We start from the raw sequence: 18,702 nt of genomic DNA on the forward strand, positions 1-18,702 counted from the left end.
TCCTGGGTGACTATTTCAAGCGATAGTACAGCTCGCGGTACGATTTCGCGGCAACTTGCCAGCTAAAATCCATCGCCATCGCCTGCCGTTGTACAAACCGCCAAAGCGAAGGCCGTGACCACAGCACAAAAGCGCGTCGAATCGCGCGCAGCAACGACCAGGCGTTACTGTCTTCAAAGACAAACCCACTGGCGATACCGTCCGCCAGATTTTCCAACGAACTGTCGGAAACCGTATCGGCCAGCCCCCCGGTTCGCCGTACCAGAGGCAGCGTGCCATACTTTAAGCCATATAACTGCGTCAAACCGCACGGTTCGAAACGACTTGGCACCAGAATAACGTCCGCGCCGCCCATAATGCGATGCGAGAAGGCTTCATGATAGCCAATCTGTACGCCGACCTGCCCCGGATGTTCCGCCGCCGCCGCGAGGAACCCCTCCTGAAGCACCGGATCGCCCGCGCCGAGTAGCGCCAACTGCCCGCCCTGCTCCAGCAGCCCCGGTAACGCCTCCAGCACCAGATCCAATCCTTTCTGGCTGGTCAACCGGCTTACCACGGCAAACAGTGGCACTTTGTCGTTAACCTTCAGTCCCATCGCAATTTGCAACTGGCGTTTGTTTTCCGCCTTCTCTTCCAGGGTATCGCGCGTGTAGCGCGACGCCAGCAGCAGATCGGATTCCGGGCTCCAGATCTTCTCATCCACACCGTTCAGCACACCGGACAAACGCCCTTCCAGATGACGCTGGCGCAGCAGGCCTTCCATGCCATAGGCAAACTGCGGCTCGGTAATTTCACGCGCATAGGTCGGGCTAACCGCCGTAATATGATCGGCGTAGTACAAACCGGCCTTCAGGAATGAAATTTGTCCGTTGAATTCCAGCCCATGCATATTAAAGAATGACCACGGCAATTCGATGTCATCCATATGCTTTGCATAAAACATGCCTTGATAAGCCAGGTTGTGTACGGTAAAGACCGATTTCGCCGGACGCCCACGCGCCGCCAGATAGGCGGGCGCCAGCCCGGCGTGCCAGTCATGGGCATGCACCACATCGGGGCGCCAGAATGGATCAAGTCCGCAGGCCATTTCACAGCCGACCCACCCTAACAGGGCAAAGCGCAGCACGTTGTCGGTATAGGCATATAAATTCGTATCGTGATAAGGACTTCCCGGACGCTCGTATAAATGCGGCGCGTCGATCAGGTAAATGCCGACGCCATTATAATGTCCGAACAGCAACGATATCTTGCCTGCGAAAGTATCGCGACGACTCACCACATGCGCGTCGGGGATCCCCCGACGGATATCGGGAAAGCCGGGAAGCAGAACGCGAACATCAACGCCATCCGCAATTTGTGCCGCAGGCAACGCGCCTATCACATCCGCCAGACCCCCAGTTTTTAGCAGGGGGAACATCTCTGAACATACATGTAAAACCTGCATTATCGCTCCTGTTTGACCTGCAGTTTGCGCAGCATTTCACGCGTGACCAGTACAATACCTTCCTCTGAACGGTAGAAACGACGAGCGTCCTCTTCCGCATTTTCACCAATCACCATGCCTTCCGGAATAATACAGGCACGGTCAATAATACAACGACGTAAGCGGCAGGAGCGCCCAACCCAAACCTCAGGTAACAACACTGCCGAATCAATATTACAAAAAGAATTTATTCTTACCCGTGGGAAGAGCACAGATTGCACCACCACCGAACCGGAGATAATGCAGCCGCCGGAGACCAGCGAGTTCAGCGTCATGCCATGGCTACCGGAGCGGTCCTGCACGAATTTCGCAGGCGGTAGCGATTCCATATGCGTACGGATAGGCCAGTTCTGGTCATACATATCCAGCTCCGGCGTTACCGAGGCTAAATCCAGGTTCGCTTTCCAGTAAGCTTCCAACGTACCTACATCACGCCAGTACGGCTCGGCATCCGGATCAGACTGCACGCAGGAAAGCGGGAAAGGATGCGCGTAAGCCATGCCTTCGCGGGTGATTTTCGGGATAATGTCTTTACCAAAATCGTGGCTGGAAGCGTTATCTTTATCGTCTTCCGCCAGCAGTTCATACAGATAATCAGCGTCAAAAACGTAAATACCCATACTGGCCAGCGCTTTAGTATCGTCACCAGGCATAGCGGGAGGGTTAGCTGGTTTTTCAACAAAATCAATAATCTTATCGCTTTCATCTACCGCCATCACACCGAACGCCGTCGCTTCTTTTATCGGTACTGGCATACAGGCCACTGTGCAACGCGCGCCCTTTTCAACGTGATCGATCAACATGCGCGAGTAATCCTGCTTGTAGATATGATCGCCCGCCAGGATGACGACATACTCCGCTTTATAGCGACGAATAATGTCCAGGTTCTGGGTCACGGCGTCCGCCGTACCGCGATACCAGTTTTCACCCTGCATTCGCTGTTGTGCGGGCAACAGATCGACAAACTCGTTCATCTCTTCGCTAAACAGCGACCAACCGCGTTGAATATGCTGCACCAGCGTGTGGGACTGATACTGGGTAATCACGCCGATACGGCGAATCCCGGAGTTCAGACAATTGGATAAGGCAAAATCGATGATGCGGAACTTCCCGCCAAAGTGGACGGCGGGCTTGGCGCGTTTGTTGGTTAAATCTTTTAATCGCGTGCCGCGGCCGCCGGCCAGGATTAGGGCAACAGATTTCAGTGGCAGCTGGCGCGCCAACATTAAACGATCGTTCTTCTCTAAACTCACCATGATTAACTCCTTTTTTATCCTCTCTGGAACACACACAGTCCATGCGCAGGTCCCTGCCAGACAGCCGTTATCACCGGATTATCCTCTCCAGCGAATGGGGGAACGGCGCGCCATTCCCCTTCGGGTAAATCAATATCTGTCACCTCAAGCGTGGCGTTTATCGCAATCAAAAAACGGTCCGACAGCAGTATTTGCATCAGCTTAGGTCCGTTTTGCCACTCCTCCGCACTTAAGGGTTGTGCGCGTTTATTGAGCCAACGCACGTTGCCATCGCCTTCTTCCCACCAGCTATCGCCGATTAATGCCGGTATCTGCTGGCGCAAACGAATCAACGCGGCGGTAAAGGTGGTTAACCCACGGTTTGCCTGCCGCCAGTCCAGCCAGGTTAAGGCATTATCCTGGCAGTAGGCGTTGTTGTTGCCGTACTGACTATGACCATGTTCATCACCCGCCAGCAGCATCGGCGTTCCCTGAGAGAGCAACAGCGTCGCCAGCAGCGCGTGTATGCTGTCGCGTCGCCGCTCAATGACATCAAGCGGACCGCCTAATCCTTCTTTACCATGATTGTCACTGTAATTATTGTTGGTGCCGTCGCGATTTTCCTCACCGTTCGCCTCATTGTGTTTCTGATTGAAACAAACACAGTCCCGCAGTGTAAAACCGTCATGCGCTGTAATCAGATTGACGGAGGCGCCAGGCCTGCGGCCATGACGTTTAAACAGATCGCTGGAGGCAGCGAAGCGACAAGCAAATTCTCCGGTTGTCAGGTTGCGCGGCAACCAGAAACGGCGGGCCGCATCGCGAAAATGATCGTTCCACTCAGCAAACGGCGGCGGGAAATTGCCCACCTGATATCCCCCCTCGCCGATATCCCATGGTTCAGCGATAAGCTTGACCGCGGATAACACGGGACAGGCTTTAATCGCGGCAAACAGCGGCGCATCCTGACGAAAAACCGGGGTACGCCCCATAACGGACGCCAAATCAAAACGAAAACCATCGACATGGCAGCTTTCCACCCAATAGCGCAAACACTCGCACGCGTACTCCACTACGCCGGGATGGCTTAAATTGAGCGTGTTGCCACATCCCGTCCAGTTGTGATAATCGCCATCGTCTCTTATCCAATAATAGCTACGGTTATCAATTCCGCGCAGGGAGAAGGTCGGCCCCTCCAGATCCAGCTCAGCACTGTGGTTCAACACAATGTCCAGAATGACTTCAATTCCCGCGCGATGCAGCGCTTTCACCGCATCGCGAAATTCGTTCAACGCCGTCTCCGGCGAACTGGCCCAGGCGGGATGCAGCGCGAACATCGCCATCGGGTTATAACCCCAATAGTTCGTCAGCCCCATTCGCTGCAGACGCGGCTCGCTGGCAAACTGCGCCACAGGCAACAGTTCCAGCGCCGTAATGCCAAGCTGTTTGAAGTACTCCACCATGACCGGATGGCCGAGCGCCTTATAGGTGCCGCGTATCTGTTGAGGAAGATCCGGATGCAGGTACGTGAGGCCTTTGACATGGGCTTCATAAATGACCGTTTTTCCCCACGGCGTGCGCGGCGGGACATCATCTTCCCAATCATAATGGTCGCTGGTTATCACGCTTTTCGGCGCAATCGCGGCGTTATCGCGGTAATCCGGTTGATCATGTCCGCTGTGCAACAGCGGATGATCTTTTAGCTCGCCCTCAACCCGGCGCGCATAAGGGTCAAGCAATAATTTTGCCGGATTAAACCGATGTCCCTGCGCTGGTTGCCACGGACCATGTACACGATAGCCGTAACGCAGGCCGGGTCTGGCGCCAGCCAGATAACCGTGCCAGACATCACCGCTACGCCCAGGGAGATCGTAACGGTGTTCATCCCCCCGGGAATCAAATACACACAGCTCTACACGTTCTGCATGGGCGGAAAAGAGCGTGAAATTCACGCCACAGCCGTCATACGTTGCGCCATGCGGCGTTGCTTCGCCGATTGCAAGCTGCGTCATTCCCCCTCCCGCATCAGCCAGATCGTCGCCAGCGGCGGCAAGGTCAGGCTAAGAGAGTGCGGACGGCCATGACTTTCGATCTCATCGCTATGTACCACGCCACCATTGCCAGCGTTGCTACCGTGATAATGCATTGAGTCAGTATTGAGGATTTCACGCCAGCGTCCTGGCTGGTTGATGCCAAAGCGATAGTCGTGACGGGGAACAGGCGTAAAGTTGCTGGCAATAATAATCTCGTTACCGGCTTTATCGCGACGCACGAAAATAAACACCGAGCGCTCATGGTCATCGACCACCAGCCACTCAAAGCCGTAAGCATCAAAATCCAGCTCATGCAGCGCCTTATGGTGGCGATAGGTGTGGTTGAGATCGCGCACCAGACGCTGAACACCGTGGTGCCAGTTATCTCCCCCTTCCAACAGATGCCAGTCGAGACTGACGTCATGGTTCCACTCGCGTCCCTGGGCAAATTCATTGCCCATAAACAACAGTTTCTTACCGGGGAAGGCCCACATCCAGCCATAGTAGGCGCGCAGGTTGGCGAATTTCTGCCACGCATCGCCCGGCATACGATCGAGGATAGATTTTTTACCGTGAACGACTTCATCGTGCGACAGCGGCAGGACAAAATTTTCGGTATGGTTATACACCATGCCGAAGGTGAGCTTATCGTGATGGTACTGGCGGTAGACCGGGTCCAGCTTCATGTAGTCCAGAGTGTCATGCATCCAGCCCAGATTCCACTTGTACCAGAACCCCAGTCCCCCCATTTCTGGCGGACGCGTCACGCCGGCAAAGTCTGTCGACTCTTCGGCCATGCTGACCGCGCCAGGCACCTGTTCGCCAATAATGCGGTTGGTATTACGCAGAAACTCAATGGCTTCCAGGTTTTCACGACCGCCGAACTCGTTCGGGATCCACTCGCCTTCTTTACGGCTGTAGTCGCGGTAAATCATAGAGGCCACCGCATCCACACGCAGCGCATCAATCCCGAAACGCTCTATCCAGTACAGAGCATTACCCACCAGGTAGTTACTGACCTCACGACGGCCATAATTATAAATCAACGTGTTCCAGTCCTGGTGATACCCCTCGCGCGGATCGCTGTGCTCATAGAGGTGCGTACCGTCAAACTCCGCCAGGCTAAACTCATCGGACGGAAAATGGCCCGGTACCCAGTCGAGAATGACATTCAGTCCTGCCGCGTGAGCTGCATTGATGAAATAGCGGAAATCATCACGCGTGCCGAACCGACGGGTGGGGGCATAAAGCCCGGTTGGCTGGTAGCCCCAGCTGCCGTCAAACGGATGTTCGTTAACCGGCAAGAGTTCAAGGTGCGTAAAGCCCATCCATTTGGCGTAAGGCACAAGCTGATCGGCCAGTTCACGGTAGCTCAGCCAGAAGTTGTTATCCGTATGGCGTCGCCATGAACCTAAATGCACCTCGTAAATCGAGATCGGCGCGTCAAACCGATTGGCTTTTTGTCGTTCTTCGCTTTGCGTCACCTTCTCCGGCAAGCCGCAGATCATCGACGCCGTTTCCGGACGCATCTGCGCCTCAAAGGCATACGGGTCAGCTTTAATGCGCAGATTTCCATTCGCGTCGAGCAGTTCGAATTTATACAGTTGCCCATTATGCGCGCCAGGGATAAACAGCTCCCAAATACCGCTCTCTTTGCGCAGACGCATCGGGTGGCGACGGCCATCCCAGTAGTTAAATTGTCCTACAACCGAAACGCGGCGGGCATTAGGCGCCCAGACAGAAAATCGGGTACCGGTGACACCGTCCATCGTATCAGCGTGCGCACCCAGCGTTTCATAAGGACGCAGGTGAGTACCTTCCGATAACAGCCAGGCATCCATTTCCTGAATCAATGGACCAAAACGGTAAGGATCGTCGATCAGATTTTGCTGTCCGTGCCAGACCACGGCGAGCTGATAGCGAAAGAAATTTTTACGTCTGGGTAAAACGCCGCAGAAAAAACCGCGAGCATCGAGACATTCCAGTTTGCCGACTTTACGTCCGGTTTTGGTCTCAATCACCCATACGTCGGTGGCGTCAGGTAATAGGGCGCGGACTTCCAGTCCGGCTTGGGTCTGGTGCATTCCGAGTACGGAAAAAGGGTCCGCAAAATGTCCTGCAATTAGCGCATTAATCACGTCTCTATCGATACGACTGGACATGGTTTGTCATCCTGTTTTGTGGCGTCACTCCATCGCACTGAATTCAACATCCGGTAGTGACACTTCTTTGACCTGAACGGCGCAGCACACTGTGCATCCTCTCTGCGTCGTCCTACCTTCAGGTTAGGCTTAATCCCCGCGGGATTAAGCCACCCTTAAAGAATAGCCAATGCTCTGCTTAACTCCTGATAAAAATGAAACATCTGCGTTTACTCCTGTATTACGCAAAAAAAGGGTGACAATGCACCCCTGGTTCAACACAAATTCCCCCGCCGGATGGCGGCGCGAACGCGCCTTATCCGGCCTACTGGAGAACCACACGCAGGCCCGATAAGCGCTGCAATAGCCGCTACGCCAGTTGGCGCAGCATACGACGCAACGGTTCAGCGGCGCCCCATAATAACTGGTCGCCTACGGTAAACGCCGACAGAAACTCCGGCCCCATATTCAGTTTACGCAGACGCCCAACCGGCGTGGTCAGCGTCCCCGTTACCGCCGCCGGCGTTAATTCGCGCATGGTGATATCACGATCATTCGGCACCACTTTCGCCCACGGATTATGTGCCGCCAGCAGCTCTTCCACCGTCGGAATGGACACATCTTTTTTCAATTTGATGGTGAATGCCTGACTGTGGCAGCGCAGCGCGCCAACACGCACGCACAGACCATCAACCGGAATCACCGATGCGGTATTGAGAATCTTGTTGGTTTCCGCCTGGCCTTTCCACTCTTCGCGGCTCTGACCGTTATCGAGTTGTTTATCAATCCAGGGGATCAGACTGCCCGCCAGCGGCACGCCGAAGTTATCGACCGGCAGCTCGCCACTGCGGGTTAATGCTGTCACTTTGCGTTCGATATCGAGAATGGCGGAAGATGGCGTCGCCAGCTCATCAGCCACATGGCCATACAACTGGCCCATTTGGGTTAACAGCTCACGCATATGGCGAGCGCCGCCGCCGGAGGCAGCCTGGTAGGTCGCGACGGATACCCAGTCAACGAGATTATGGGCAAAAAGCCCCCCCAGCGACATTAGCATCAGACTAACGGTACAGTTACCGCCCACAAAGGTCTTCACGCCCTTGTTGAGTCCGTCGGTAATGACATCCTGGTTGACCGGGTCGAGAATAATAATGGCATCATCTTTCATGCGCAGCGTAGAAGCCGCATCAATCCAGTACCCCTGCCATCCGCTTTCGCGCAGCTTTGGATAAATTTCGTTGGTATAATCGCCGCCCTGGCAGGTCACGATGATATCGAGCGCTTTTAGCGCATCCAGATCAAAAGCGTCCTGTAGCGTGCCGGTGGCGTTGTCGCCGAAGGTCGGCGCCGCTTGCCCGAACTGGGAAGTAGAAAAGAAAACAGGGCGAATCGCGTCAAAATCGCGCTCCTCTACCATGCGTTGCATGAGAACAGAACCGACCATTCCGCGCCAGCCGATAAAACCAACATTTTTCATAGCGTTTTTTTCCTGCAAAGAGATGTGCTGTGTATGCGCGCCAGTATCCTGTGGCGCATTCTTCACCATACAAAAAGCAGCCAAAGTCGCAAGCGAAATTAATCAATGATAGCGAAGCCATCAGTAATGCGACTTATCCTGCCTTACCGCGCAAGCAGAAAGTCCAGTGGCGATTATCAGGGAATTTGCGTTAGGAAGGGAATCATTTCCGTCGCTGTTTTATTGATCCTAATTATGGATCAGCGTGGAAATTTGCCTGCTTTTATGCGCGTACTGAAACATGGCGAGGCAAAACGCCGTTGGGTGATTGCATACGCACACATCAACAAAAAAGCCGGGTGGCGATGACGCCTTACCCGGCTTACAGTAGGAATATGCGCCCCGGTTAACGCTACCGGGTCAGCCCCTCAACTCAGCAACTGGAACGCAATCATCCCGATAATCGCGCCTGTCGTGCCGAGGATGGTTTCCATCATTGTCCAGGTTTTTAACGTCTGCGCTTCGGTCGCGCCGGTAAATTTACCGAACAACCAGAAACCAGCGTCGTTCACATGGGAAACGACAATTGAACCGCCGGCGATACAGATAGAGAGCGCCGCCATCTGTGCGCCGGAGAAATTTAGTTGCTCAATGACCGGCATCACCAGACCGACTGCCGTTAAGCACGCGACCGTTGCAGATCCCTGAATGATACGGACCGCTGCCGCCAGCACGAAGCAGGTGATGGCAATGGGCAGTCCCATACCGGTTAACGCTTCGCCCAGTGCCGGACCGACGCCGGAGTCAACCAGTACCTGTTTGAACACCCCGCCTGCGCCAATAACCAGCAGGATAATACCCGCCGGTTGCAGCGCGTGGCCGCAGATTTCCATCACTTTATCTTTCGGCATCCCCTGACGCATCGCCAGGCCGTAAATCGCTACCAGACAAGCGACCAGAATCGCAGTGAAGGGGTGGCCGATAAACTCAAACCATTCGTAAGCGGTAGAACCTTCCGGCACAAAACGCGCGGCGATCGTTTTCAGCCCGACCAGCACCAATGGTAACAGGATCAGCGCCAGGCTGAAGCCGAAAGAAGGCATTTTACCTTCGCCCAGATGCGGCTCGGTAATGTCGTCAGGAATACGCAGCTCAACGTAACGGCTGATAAAATTCCCCCACAGCGGCCCGGCGATAATCATACCTGGAATGGCTGCGCACAGCCCAATCAGGATCATCCAGCCGAAATCAGCATGCATCTGGGACGCCAGCAGCATCGGCGCAGGCCCAGGCAACAAAAACGCCGCGGCTGCCGCCACGCCCGCAAACAGCGGAATGACCAGCTTCACCAGGTTTGTGCCGGTATGACGCGCCATAGAGAACGCGACGCTAATCAGCAGCACAATCGCCACTTCGAAAAACAGCGGGAGCGCGCAAATCAGCCCGGCCAGGCCAATCGCATAGTGCGCGCGGTTATGGCCAAAGGATTTAAGCATTTTCACGGCTATCTGATCGACCGCGCCGGTTTCATGCAGAATTTTACCGAACATCGCCCCCAGCGCGACCACAATCGCCAGGAAACCCAGTGTGCCGCCCATTCCTTTTTCCATGGTTGCAGCGATTTTATCAAGCGGCATACCCGAAAAAAGCCCCGCGCCCATCGAGACCACCATTAACGCGACGAAGGCATGCATACGCGCCTTCATCACGAGGAACAGCAGCAGCAAGACAGAACCGACGGCGGTTAAAACCAGTGTTAATGTACTCACAGCGTACTGCCTTTGTTGATCGCCTCAATGGTGCTCGCCACCACCCCTTCCAGTGGCTGATCGATATCCACCACCAGAACGTCGCGTTCCTCAGCGCCTGGCTCTTGCAGCGTTTCAAACTGTGTTACCAACATCTGGGTTTTGAAGAAATGGCCTTTGCGCGCTTTCAGACGGCTTTCAATAACGTCGAAATCACCTTTCAGATAGATAAAAGAGAGATTCGGGTTTCCCTCACGTAACAGGTCGCGATAGTGTTTTTTCAGCGCGGAACAGACGATCAGCGAGATTTTATTGGTACGCTGCATCGCAAAGGCCGCGTCGTTCAGCGCCTGCAACCACGGTTTGCGGTCATCATCATTCAACGGCTCGCCGGAGGCCATTTTTTCAATATTGCAGCGCGGATGCAAAAAATCACCGTCCAGAAACGCGGCATGAAGCTGATGCGCCACTGCGCTTGCGACCGCGGATTTACCGCTGCCGGATACGCCCATCAAAACGTAAACGTGGTGATCATGATTAGTCGTGCTCAAAGCGGGCCCCCACTCTACAAGGTTCAATTTTGTTACGGGTAACTGTTATCGGTAACATTGTCCAGCCACGCTATTCGAGACGCAATGACCATTCGTGCCAAAAGTGAATAAGTGTGAGCTACTTCAAAGTTGTCAGATTAAATAGATCCGCCCGGTGACAAGGTGAAACCTAAATCTAACATTTTCGGCGTCACCGTTTCGCCGCGGATACGGGCCAGCAGCCGCTCTGCGCCAATGCTGCCCATCCGTTCGCGCGGCGTCAGGACACTTGCCAGACGCGGTTCCATTACCTGACCGATATCATGACCGTGGAATCCGGCAATGGCCATATCATCCGGGATTTTTAGCCCCAGACGCTGGCATTCAAAGGCTGCGCCCACCGCCAGGTCATCGTTAGTGCAAAAAATACCGTCAAGCTGCGGGTATTCGCGTCGCGCCTGGCGCATTAACTCGATACCGGAAGAATAGGATGAAGATTGCTCCATCATCACACTGTAGGGCGCCAGACCTGCGTCCCGCATCGCCTGCTCATAACCCTTTTGCTTGATAATAGTTCGTTCGTCGAGCCGCGCGCCCAGATAAGCAATATGACGGTGGCCACGCGCGATAATTGCGGCAGTCATCTGGCGGGCGGCGTCAAAGTTGTCAAAACCTACGGCAATATCGAGACACGGCGACTGGCTGTCCATCAGCTCAACCACCGGAATCCCGGCGACTTCGATCATTTTTAAGGTGCGCGGCGTATGGGTACGCTCAGTGAGAATAAGGCCGTCAATATTCCAGGAGAGCATTGATTCCAGGCGCTCCTGTTCCATCTCCGGTTTATAACCGTAGTGCGCCAGCATGGTCTGATACCCATGGGCGTCGGTGACGCTTTCAATACCGCGTAAGACTTCCGCAAAGACCTGGTTGGTTAAGGACGGTAGTAGAACGCCAATGGCGCGGCTGGTCGCATTGGAAAGAATATCAGGCGCGCGATTGGGGATGTACCCAAGTTCATCAAGCGCAGCCGCAATTTTACCCCGCAGCGCGACGGAGACCTGCTCCGGATTACGCAAAAAACGGCTGACCGTCATTTTGGTCACGCCGACACGGTCGGCCACATCCTGAAGTACGGGTCTTTTCTTTTTCATCGTCCTGAAAGGTGTAAAAGGAATAGATTTTCCCAGTTTACCACGGACGTGCGGAATTAATGACAAACGATGAAAAGCCGGATGGTAACGCTTTCGCGTCTTATCCGGCCTGTATCCTGAACAGATAGCTGATTAGCTATCAGCTATCTGAAACGGGAGAAGCGACAAAGGGTTACAGCAAGTTAGACTGGCGGCAAGTCAAACAGCAGCACTTCGCTATCGCTGTCGGCATGAACCGAGATCGCCGGCTCATCCCAAATCGCCAGACCATCGCTGGTCGTGGCTTTGGTGCCATTAATGGTTACGTCGCCTTTTACCACCTGAATCCAGACGCGACGATCGGCGCTAATCTGATGTACCGACTGCTCCTCTTTCACCATCGCCCAGCGGTACAGCGCCATATCCTGGTAGACCTTCAGCGAACCGTCACGGGCATCCGGTGAAAGCACCAGTTGTTTACCCTGCGCGGCATCAAAGCGGCGCTGTTCGTAGCGCGGCGTAATGCCCGTTTCCGCCGGAATAATCCAGATCTGGTATAGCCGAAGACGATCTGTTTTGCTCGGGTTGTACTCGGAGTGGCGAACGCCGGTGCCGGCACTCATAATCTGGAATTCGCCCGCGGGAACCTGCTCTTTATTGCCCATACTATCCTGGTGTTCTACGGTGCCTTCCAGTACATAGGTCAAAATTTCCATGTCTTTATGCGGGTGAGTACCGAAACCCTGGCCTGCATCGATCACGTCGTCGTTAATCACCCGCAGCGCCGAGAATCCCATAAAATTTGGATCATAATAATCGGCGAACGAAAAGGTGTGCCAGGAGTCCAGCCACCCATGATTCGCGTGGCCGCGGTCGTTTGCTTTGCGTAAGTAGATCATTGTGTTCACCCCAATTCATATTGATAGCGTGAGTGTGAACCTAATCCTTCAATGATGATAGAGGGTGAAAATTGACTCCTCTGTTCAAAAAATATGAATAAGTTCAAAGGAGCCAATCGTACTTACTTAGAAAGGGTTATGGTGGCGGGAGAAGGCTGCTCAAATGCCCGTTCCAGAATCTCCAGATTGGTAAGAACCTCAGATTCACTGACGTAATTTGGCGCGCCGGCAGTAAGCGTTGCATACAAAGCATCATAGACGCGGCCATAGTCACCCGTTTCCGGTTTCACCTCTTCTTTCACGGTCACGCCTTCATCGTTAACATATTCCAGCACACCGACAGATTCATCAGCCGCAAAACCCGGCTCGCCAGGCATAATGTTCGCTTTCAGGCTGGTTTCTTGTTGATCGATACCGTACTTCACAAACGAGCCTTTGGTCCCATGCACGATAAATTTCGGGTAATCAATTTTCACCAGGTGGCTGGTTTTAACGATAGCCTTCAAATCGCCATAAAACAGCTGCGCTTCGAAGGTGTCATCCGGATTCGCTTTATTACGCAGGCTACGAATGTCATACGCGACATGATCCGGGCGACCAAATAGCGAAATCATTTGATCCATCGTGTGAACGCCAAGTCCGTAGAAAGCGCCATCCTGCGGCAGCCCCGGCCTGGTTTCTGCTACCGGGCGGTAATAATCGAAATGGCTTTCAATTTCGACGATATCTCCAAGCTTCCCGCGCTCAATGACCTTCTTAGCCGTCAGAAAGCAGGAGTCAAAGCGACGATTCTGATAGGGCGACACGATTAACCCTTTGCGCTGCGCCAGTTCAAACAACGCTTTCGCTTCCCTCATCGTTGGCGTAAAGGGTTTTTCCACCAGTACGTTTTTACCGGCTTCCAGGGCACGTTTAGCGTATTCGAAATGGCTGTCAGCATGGGTACAGACGATCACCAGCTTAACCAGAGGATCATCGAACACGTCATTCAGATCGCTGGTGAAGTGGATGTGCGAATAGATCGGTGCCTGCTCTTCCGGTTTCGCATGGCGGCGAAAGATATGCGCCACATGCCAGGTGTCCTGACGGTTAAGAACATAGGGAAGATGGTAGCGGGTGGTGCTTTTACCAAAACCAATGAATGCGCAATGTAAGGCCATAGCCGTATCCTTTTTTAAAACTGATGGTCTACACCATAGCGCAAAGCGAAAGGAGACGACATAGTGTATTACCCATAGCCGATAGCCCGCCACTGCTCACACTTTGGATGTCATGGGTATGCTGGCAAGCAGGCGCGTGTGGAAAACCGCAAAAAAAAAGCCAGCACCCGGCTGGCTAAAGTAATACTGGAAGCAATGTGAGCAATGTCGTGCTTTCAGGTTTTCCGTCGAGGTCCCCCTGAACGCAAAGCAATAATAATCATTCTCATTCGCACTTGTCTAGCTTTTTTTTGCAAAAAATGCCGTTAACGCCATTTGACAGCCAGGAATGCCGGGAGGAGCATCCCCCTTCATCATACACCCGCAGTAAGCGAGGCCATGTTACGTCGTGGTGAACCACATGATGATGTTATTCGTCAGCAGATTCATGTCCAGTCGGAGATCATCACTGCACGTCAGGCATTGAAGGTATGGGCAGGATAGAGTCTATGGAATATTGTCACCTGTTTTAGGGAAAACACTAAATAGTTTATTCCTCCTAAATAACGAGCTAAAAAACGCTCTACACGACCTGTTGCGTTATATAAAGACTCCATTTATTTTTTCTGGTACTTGCTCACACTATTTTTATTGGCATTTTGTTACTGGCTTTTTTTGCCGTAAAAGTTCCCCTTTTGCTTTTTTTTGCTTTTGCCCGTCACTTTATGGTGATTATCACAACAATATACTTCCCCTGATATTAACGTAACTCAGGTGAGGTGAACCGTGAAATTTGAACGCCATCATAAAATATTGAAACAAATTAGCACGTCAGGAATCGTAAAAGTCGCTGTTCTGGCGAAAAGTCTGAACGTCACAAAAGAAACCATCCGTTCAGATCTTAATGAATTAGCCAGTCTTGGTTACTTAACCCGTTGTCATGGCGGCGCGTTTATCACTCTCGACTCGCTTGATAACGTTGCGAAAAATGAAATTGCTTACGCACTTGAAAATTATGAAGAAACACGGGGAATAAAAAAGGGCCGCTCCGATATGAAAAGTCATGTATGTGTAATTGGATCATTTAATGTCGATATCATCAGCTATTTGCCCCGACTACCCGCCATCGGCGAGTCGCTTCTTGCCAATAAATTTATTTTCTCCCCCGGTGGCAAAGGCTGTAACCAGGCCTTAGCGGCAAGCTATGCGGATTCGGACGTACATTTTATTACTAAAGTAGGCGCAGATCACTTTAGTGAATATGCTATCAATTTTATGAACGCCTCGAAAATTCATAAAAGTATCATTTACCAAACGCCAGAAACGCAAACTGGCACCGCGACCATTCTGGTTAATGAAGACACCGGCGATAATGTTATCGCTATCTATCCGGGGGCAAATATGACCATTACACCAGATGAGGTCATGATCCAACAAGAGGCCATCATTAACTCCAACATTGTCCTGCTTCAGCTTGAAACTAATTATAGCGCACTACGTCAGGCCATCTCTTTGGCGCAAAAAAATGGCGTTCCAGTAATTATAAACCCAGCACCCTATAATGACGGGGTGGATTCTCTTATTAAAGATATTGATTATATTACGCCGAACGAAACAGAGGCTGGCTTACTGGCAGGGATTGAGGTTACAGATATTACTTCTGCCAGACAGGCAGCCAAAATTATCCACCAGAAAGGTGTAAAAAACACCATTATCACTTTGGGTAGTAAAGGCTCGTTAGCTTATGACGGGAAAAAATTTATATATTCCCCGGCATTTCCGGCAGTCGTCAAAAATACCGCTGGTGCAGGCGACGCATTTAATGGCGCGCTCGCTTCTGGTCTCGCCAAAGGAAAACCCCTGGAGTCTGCGCTGTGCTACGCCAGTGCTTTTGCCTCCCTGGCGGTAGAGACGGCTAACGCCTCTGATATGCCGGAACATGAATCCGTCATTCACCGTATTCAGAGCACACCATATCAACAATCCATCTCTACTCATTAAAAGGAGTCAATAATGCATAATGCCAACACAACGTTAAAGGTGCTCTTTATTGGAGAATCCTGGCATATCCATATGATCCATTCAAAAGGATATGACAGTTTTACCTCAAGTAAATATGAAGAAGGCGCCACCTGGTTACTGGAATGTTTAAAAAAGGGAGGTATCGCTGTCGATTATATGCCAGCACATACGGTGCAAATCGCCTTTCCAGAAAGCGTTGACGATTTAAACCGTTATGATGTTATCGTAATCAGTGATATTGGCAGTAACACGTTCTTATTACAAAACGACACTTTCTATCAGCTAAGAATAAAGCCAAATGCTCTTGAATTAATTAAAGAATATGTGCACAACGGCGGTGGTTTATTAATGATTGGCGGCTACCTCTCCTTTATGGGGATTGAAGCAAAAGCAAATTATAAAAATACCACCCTGGCCGATGTACTTCCGGTAATAATGCCTGATGGCGACGATCGTGTTGAAAAACCGGAGGGCGTCTATGCACAGGTTGAAAACCCTGAACATCCAGTTATCAAAGGTTTTTCTGATTACCCTCCTTTCCTGGGTTATAACCAGGCTGTCGCGAAAGATGATGCTGCCGTCGCGTTAACCATTAACGGCGATCCTTTACTGGTCTTTGGTGAATATCACAACGGGAAAACGGCCTGCTTTATGAGCGACTGCGCGCCACACTGGGGAACACAACAATTTATGGCGTGGCCATTTTACAGCGACTTGTGGATTAACACACTTAACTATATCGCCAAACGATAACAATAGAGGAGTAACGCAGGTTACTCCTTCGCCAAATAAAAGGATTGATGTATGAACAAAAATAAGTACTCAACTCCCTTGCTGATGATTGCCACTATTCTCGCAGGTATGCTTTCGCCCATGCAATCAGCGGTTAATGGTCAACTTGGTCATTGGTTAAAAGATGGCAACGCATGCGCAGTCATCTCTTTTGCCAGTGGTCTGGTAGTGATGTTTTTTATTATTATGGCCCGCAAAGAGACTCGCCAACAATTTGCCGCTATTCCTTCTCTCATTAAAAATAAAAAAGTGCCGCTGTGGAACTGGTTTGCCGGTCTGTGCGGCGCAATGGTGGTATTTTCCGAAGGCGCTTCCGCCAGCGCGCTTGGCGTTGCCACCTTTCAGACTGCGTTAATTTCTGCCTTGCTACTCTCCGGTCTGCTTTGCGATCGCTTTGGTATTGGCGTGGACGAAAAAAAGTTTTTTACCCCCTGGCGTGTTACCGGCGCGCTTTTTGCCGTCATCGCTACGGTATTTGTCGTCTCTCCGCAGTGGCACTCAACTTCTTTTATTCTGCTGGCTATTCTGCCTTTCCTGGCGGGTCTGCTGGCAGGCTGGCAGCCCGCCGGTAACGCTAAGGTCGCGGAAGCCACGGGTTCAATGCTGGTCTCTATCACCTGGAATTTTATTGTCGGTTTTTGCGTGCTTGGCGCGGCACTGGCCATTCGCGTTGCGATGGGACACCTTACCGTCCAGTTGCCGAACGTATGGTGGATGTACCTCGGAGGCCCCTTAGGTCTGATGTCTATAGGCCTGATGGCTCTGTTAGTCAGAGGCCTGGGACTGTTGATGCTGGGCGTCGCGTCTACTGCCGGCCAGTTACTGGGTTCTGTGCTGATTGATAAATTAATCCCTTCCCTGGGTAACACCGTTTATCTGGTCACCATCATCGGCACGTTATTTGCTCTTGTCGGCGCAATCGTCACCACTATTCCTGAATACAAAGCCTCTAAATTAGCGAAAAAAATGGAGATTACAGGATGAAAGGCTACCTGCAAACTGTCACCGGACCGATCGTAAAAGAAGAGATGGGACTGACTCTCCCCCATGAACATCTGTTTAATGACCTCTCATCAGTGGTTGATAAGCCGCACTATGCATTTTCGGAACAACTGGTCGATAAAAAAGTGAGTGCGGAGATCCAGTGGGGGCTAAAACACGATCCCTACTGCTGCGCCGATAACATGGACAAAAAGCCCATCGCGGATGTCATTTTTGAAATCAATAACTTCATGTCGCTGGGCGGCAAAACTATCGTTGATGCCACCGGGTCTGAATCCATAGGCCGGGATGCGCAGTCACTGCGGGAGGTGGCGGTTCGCACCGGGTTGAACATTGTGGCTTCTTCCGGCCCTTATCTGGAGAAGTTCGAAAGCCACCGAATCCATCAGTCTGTCGATACGCTGGCGGCCATTATTGATAACGAGCTTAATCAGGGGATTGGTGAAACGGATATTCGCGCCGGCATGATTGGCGAAATCGGCGTATCCCCGGCTTTTACCGAGGCTGAGCATAACAGCCTGCGTGCGGCTTCACTGGCTCAGGTCAATAACCCGCATGTGGCAATGAATATACATATGCCGGGGTGGCTCAGACGCGGTGACGAGGTGCTGGATATTGTGCTGGGAGAAATGCAGGTATCGCCGGCAAAAGTGTCTCTCGCCCACTCCGATCCTTCCGGGAAGGATCTTACCTACCAGCGCAAAATGCTCGATCGCGGCGTATGGCTGGAATTTGACATGATAGGGCTGGACATTACCTTTCCTAAAGAGGGTGTAGCGCCCGGCGTGCAGGAGACCGCTGACGCGGTTGCTCATCTGATTGAACTTGGGTATGCCAACCAGCTTGTGCTTAGCCACGACGTCTTCCTCAAACAGATGTGGGCTAAAAATGGCGGTAACGGCTGGGGATTTGTGCCAAATGTCTTCCTTGCATACCTGGCGGAGCGCGGCGTAAATGCAACGACGTTACGCAAACTGTGTATTGATAATCCCGCCCGTTTGCTAACCGACTGAGGGAATGACAACCCGGTGCCACGTACCGGGTTGTTTGCAATTCATCACTCGCCCCATTTTTATTACCCTGCCACTG

General features: G+C 52.1%; 14 protein-coding genes and 1 pseudogene. 5 read left to right on the forward strand and 10 right to left on the reverse strand.

The features are described 5' to 3' along the window. Window positions 1-10: 10 nt before the first annotated feature. The 5 genes from glgA to asd form a co-directional block, all read right to left on the reverse strand. The gene (gene glgA / locus SBG_RS16250; protein ID WP_001197663.1) at window positions 11-1,444 is read right to left on the reverse strand and encodes a glycogen synthase GlgA; all 1,434 of its coding nucleotides are present in this window, start codon (window positions 1,442-1,444) and stop codon (window positions 11-13) included. Next, a complete protein-coding gene (glgC, locus tag SBG_RS16255; protein WP_000253988.1) occupies window positions 1,444-2,739 on the reverse strand; it encodes a glucose-1-phosphate adenylyltransferase in 1,296 nt (431 codons plus the stop codon). The genes glgA and glgC overlap by 1 nt, the downstream gene beginning before the upstream one ends. 14 nt (window positions 2,740-2,753) lie before the next feature. Continuing rightward, window positions 2,754-4,730, reverse strand: coding sequence for a glycogen debranching protein GlgX (glgX, locus tag SBG_RS16260; protein ID WP_000192470.1), 1,977 nt, complete (start codon window positions 4,728-4,730; stop codon window positions 2,754-2,756). Then, the gene (gene glgB, locus SBG_RS16265; RefSeq protein WP_000098561.1) at window positions 4,727-6,913 is read right to left on the reverse strand and encodes a 1,4-alpha-glucan branching enzyme; all 2,187 of its coding nucleotides are present in this window, start codon (window positions 6,911-6,913) and stop codon (window positions 4,727-4,729) included. The genes glgX and glgB overlap by 4 nt, the downstream gene beginning before the upstream one ends. 349 nt (window positions 6,914-7,262) lie before the next feature. Beyond that, complete coding sequence (asd, locus tag SBG_RS16270; protein WP_000799934.1) at window positions 7,263-8,369, reverse strand: aspartate-semialdehyde dehydrogenase; 1,107 nt, start codon at window positions 8,367-8,369, stop codon at window positions 7,263-7,265. A gap of 234 nt (window positions 8,370-8,603) precedes the next feature. On the opposite strand from asd, the pseudogene SBG_RS23210 reads away from it, so the two are divergent. After that, window positions 8,604-8,678 (forward strand): annotated as a pseudogene (locus SBG_RS23210) (MarC family protein); the annotation flags it as partial. Between the two features lie 98 nt (window positions 8,679-8,776). On the opposite strand, the gene gntU reads toward SBG_RS23210, so the two are convergent. The 5 genes from gntU to SBG_RS16300 form a co-directional block, all read right to left on the reverse strand. After that, window positions 8,777-10,117 carry a gluconate transporter gene (gntU, locus tag SBG_RS16280; protein ID WP_000105945.1) on the reverse strand — a complete coding sequence of 447 codons (1,341 nt, stop codon included), beginning with the start codon at window positions 10,115-10,117 and terminating at the stop codon, window positions 8,777-8,779. After that, window positions 10,114-10,647 (reverse strand): gluconokinase, encoded by a 534-nt coding sequence (gntK, locus tag SBG_RS16285; protein WP_000108343.1) that lies wholly within the window; start codon window positions 10,645-10,647, stop codon window positions 10,114-10,116. The genes gntU and gntK overlap by 4 nt, the downstream gene beginning before the upstream one ends. Before the next feature lie 137 nt (window positions 10,648-10,784). Then, complete coding sequence (gene gntR / locus SBG_RS16290) at window positions 10,785-11,780, reverse strand: gluconate operon transcriptional repressor GntR (protein WP_000730254.1); 996 nt, start codon at window positions 11,778-11,780, stop codon at window positions 10,785-10,787. 182 nt (window positions 11,781-11,962) lie between these two features. Further along, entirely contained in the window at window positions 11,963-12,658 is a 696-nt protein-coding gene (locus tag SBG_RS16295; RefSeq protein ID WP_000639794.1) for a pirin family protein, read from the reverse strand. Window positions 12,659-12,780: 122 nt separating this feature from the next. Continuing rightward, the gene (locus tag SBG_RS16300) at window positions 12,781-13,818 is read right to left on the reverse strand and encodes an oxidoreductase (protein ID WP_001173649.1); all 1,038 of its coding nucleotides are present in this window, start codon (window positions 13,816-13,818) and stop codon (window positions 12,781-12,783) included. A gap of 765 nt (window positions 13,819-14,583) precedes the next feature. Here SBG_RS16300 and SBG_RS16305 point away from each other — a divergent pair. From SBG_RS16305 to SBG_RS16320, 4 genes are read left to right on the forward strand one after another with little or no spacing between them, the layout of a single operon-like run. Then, window positions 14,584-15,798, forward strand: coding sequence for a PfkB family carbohydrate kinase (locus SBG_RS16305; protein WP_000667433.1), 1,215 nt, complete (start codon window positions 14,584-14,586; stop codon window positions 15,796-15,798). Window positions 15,799-15,810: 12 nt separating this feature from the next. Then, entirely contained in the window at window positions 15,811-16,572 is a 762-nt protein-coding gene (locus SBG_RS16310; protein WP_000551218.1) for a glutamine amidotransferase, read from the forward strand. Between the two features lie 51 nt (window positions 16,573-16,623). Continuing rightward, window positions 16,624-17,595 (forward strand): DMT family transporter, encoded by a 972-nt coding sequence (locus SBG_RS16315; protein WP_001038941.1) that lies wholly within the window; start codon window positions 16,624-16,626, stop codon window positions 17,593-17,595. After that, window positions 17,592-18,626 (forward strand): phosphotriesterase-related protein, encoded by a 1,035-nt coding sequence (locus tag SBG_RS16320; RefSeq protein WP_000679495.1) that lies wholly within the window; start codon window positions 17,592-17,594, stop codon window positions 18,624-18,626. The genes SBG_RS16315 and SBG_RS16320 overlap by 4 nt, the downstream gene beginning before the upstream one ends. Window positions 18,627-18,702 lie beyond the last annotated feature (76 nt).

The organism is Salmonella bongori NCTC 12419 (assembly GCF_000252995.1).
GTDB lineage: Bacteria > Pseudomonadota > Gammaproteobacteria > Enterobacterales > Enterobacteriaceae > Salmonella > Salmonella bongori.

What these genes read in the sequence shown, in the direction of transcription:
- glgA (WP_001197663.1), bottom strand. Translation starts at nt 1,444, where the DNA reads ATGCAGGTTTTACATGTATGTTCAGAGATGTTCCCCCTGCTAAAAACT.
- glgC (WP_000253988.1), bottom strand. Translation starts at nt 2,739, where the DNA reads ATGGTGAGTTTAGAGAAGAACGATCGTTTAATGTTGGCGCGCCAGCTG.
- glgX (WP_000192470.1), bottom strand. Translation starts at nt 4,730, where the DNA reads ATGACGCAGCTTGCAATCGGCGAAGCAACGCCGCATGGCGCAACGTAT.
- glgB (WP_000098561.1), bottom strand. Translation starts at nt 6,913, where the DNA reads ATGTCCAGTCGTATCGATAGAGACGTGATTAATGCGCTAATTGCAGGA.
- asd (WP_000799934.1), bottom strand. Translation starts at nt 8,369, where the DNA reads ATGAAAAATGTTGGTTTTATCGGCTGGCGCGGAATGGTCGGTTCTGTT.
- gntR (WP_000730254.1), bottom strand. Translation starts at nt 11,780, where the DNA reads ATGAAAAAGAAAAGACCCGTACTTCAGGATGTGGCCGACCGTGTCGGC.
- SBG_RS16295 (WP_000639794.1), bottom strand. Translation starts at nt 12,658, where the DNA reads ATGATCTACTTACGCAAAGCAAACGACCGCGGCCACGCGAATCATGGG.
- SBG_RS16300 (WP_001173649.1), bottom strand. Translation starts at nt 13,818, where the DNA reads ATGGCCTTACATTGCGCATTCATTGGTTTTGGTAAAAGCACCACCCGC.
- SBG_RS16310 (WP_000551218.1), top strand. Translation starts at nt 15,811, where the DNA reads ATGCATAATGCCAACACAACGTTAAAGGTGCTCTTTATTGGAGAATCC.
- SBG_RS16315 (WP_001038941.1), top strand. Translation starts at nt 16,624, where the DNA reads ATGAACAAAAATAAGTACTCAACTCCCTTGCTGATGATTGCCACTATT.
- SBG_RS16320 (WP_000679495.1), top strand. Translation starts at nt 17,592, where the DNA reads ATGAAAGGCTACCTGCAAACTGTCACCGGACCGATCGTAAAAGAAGAG.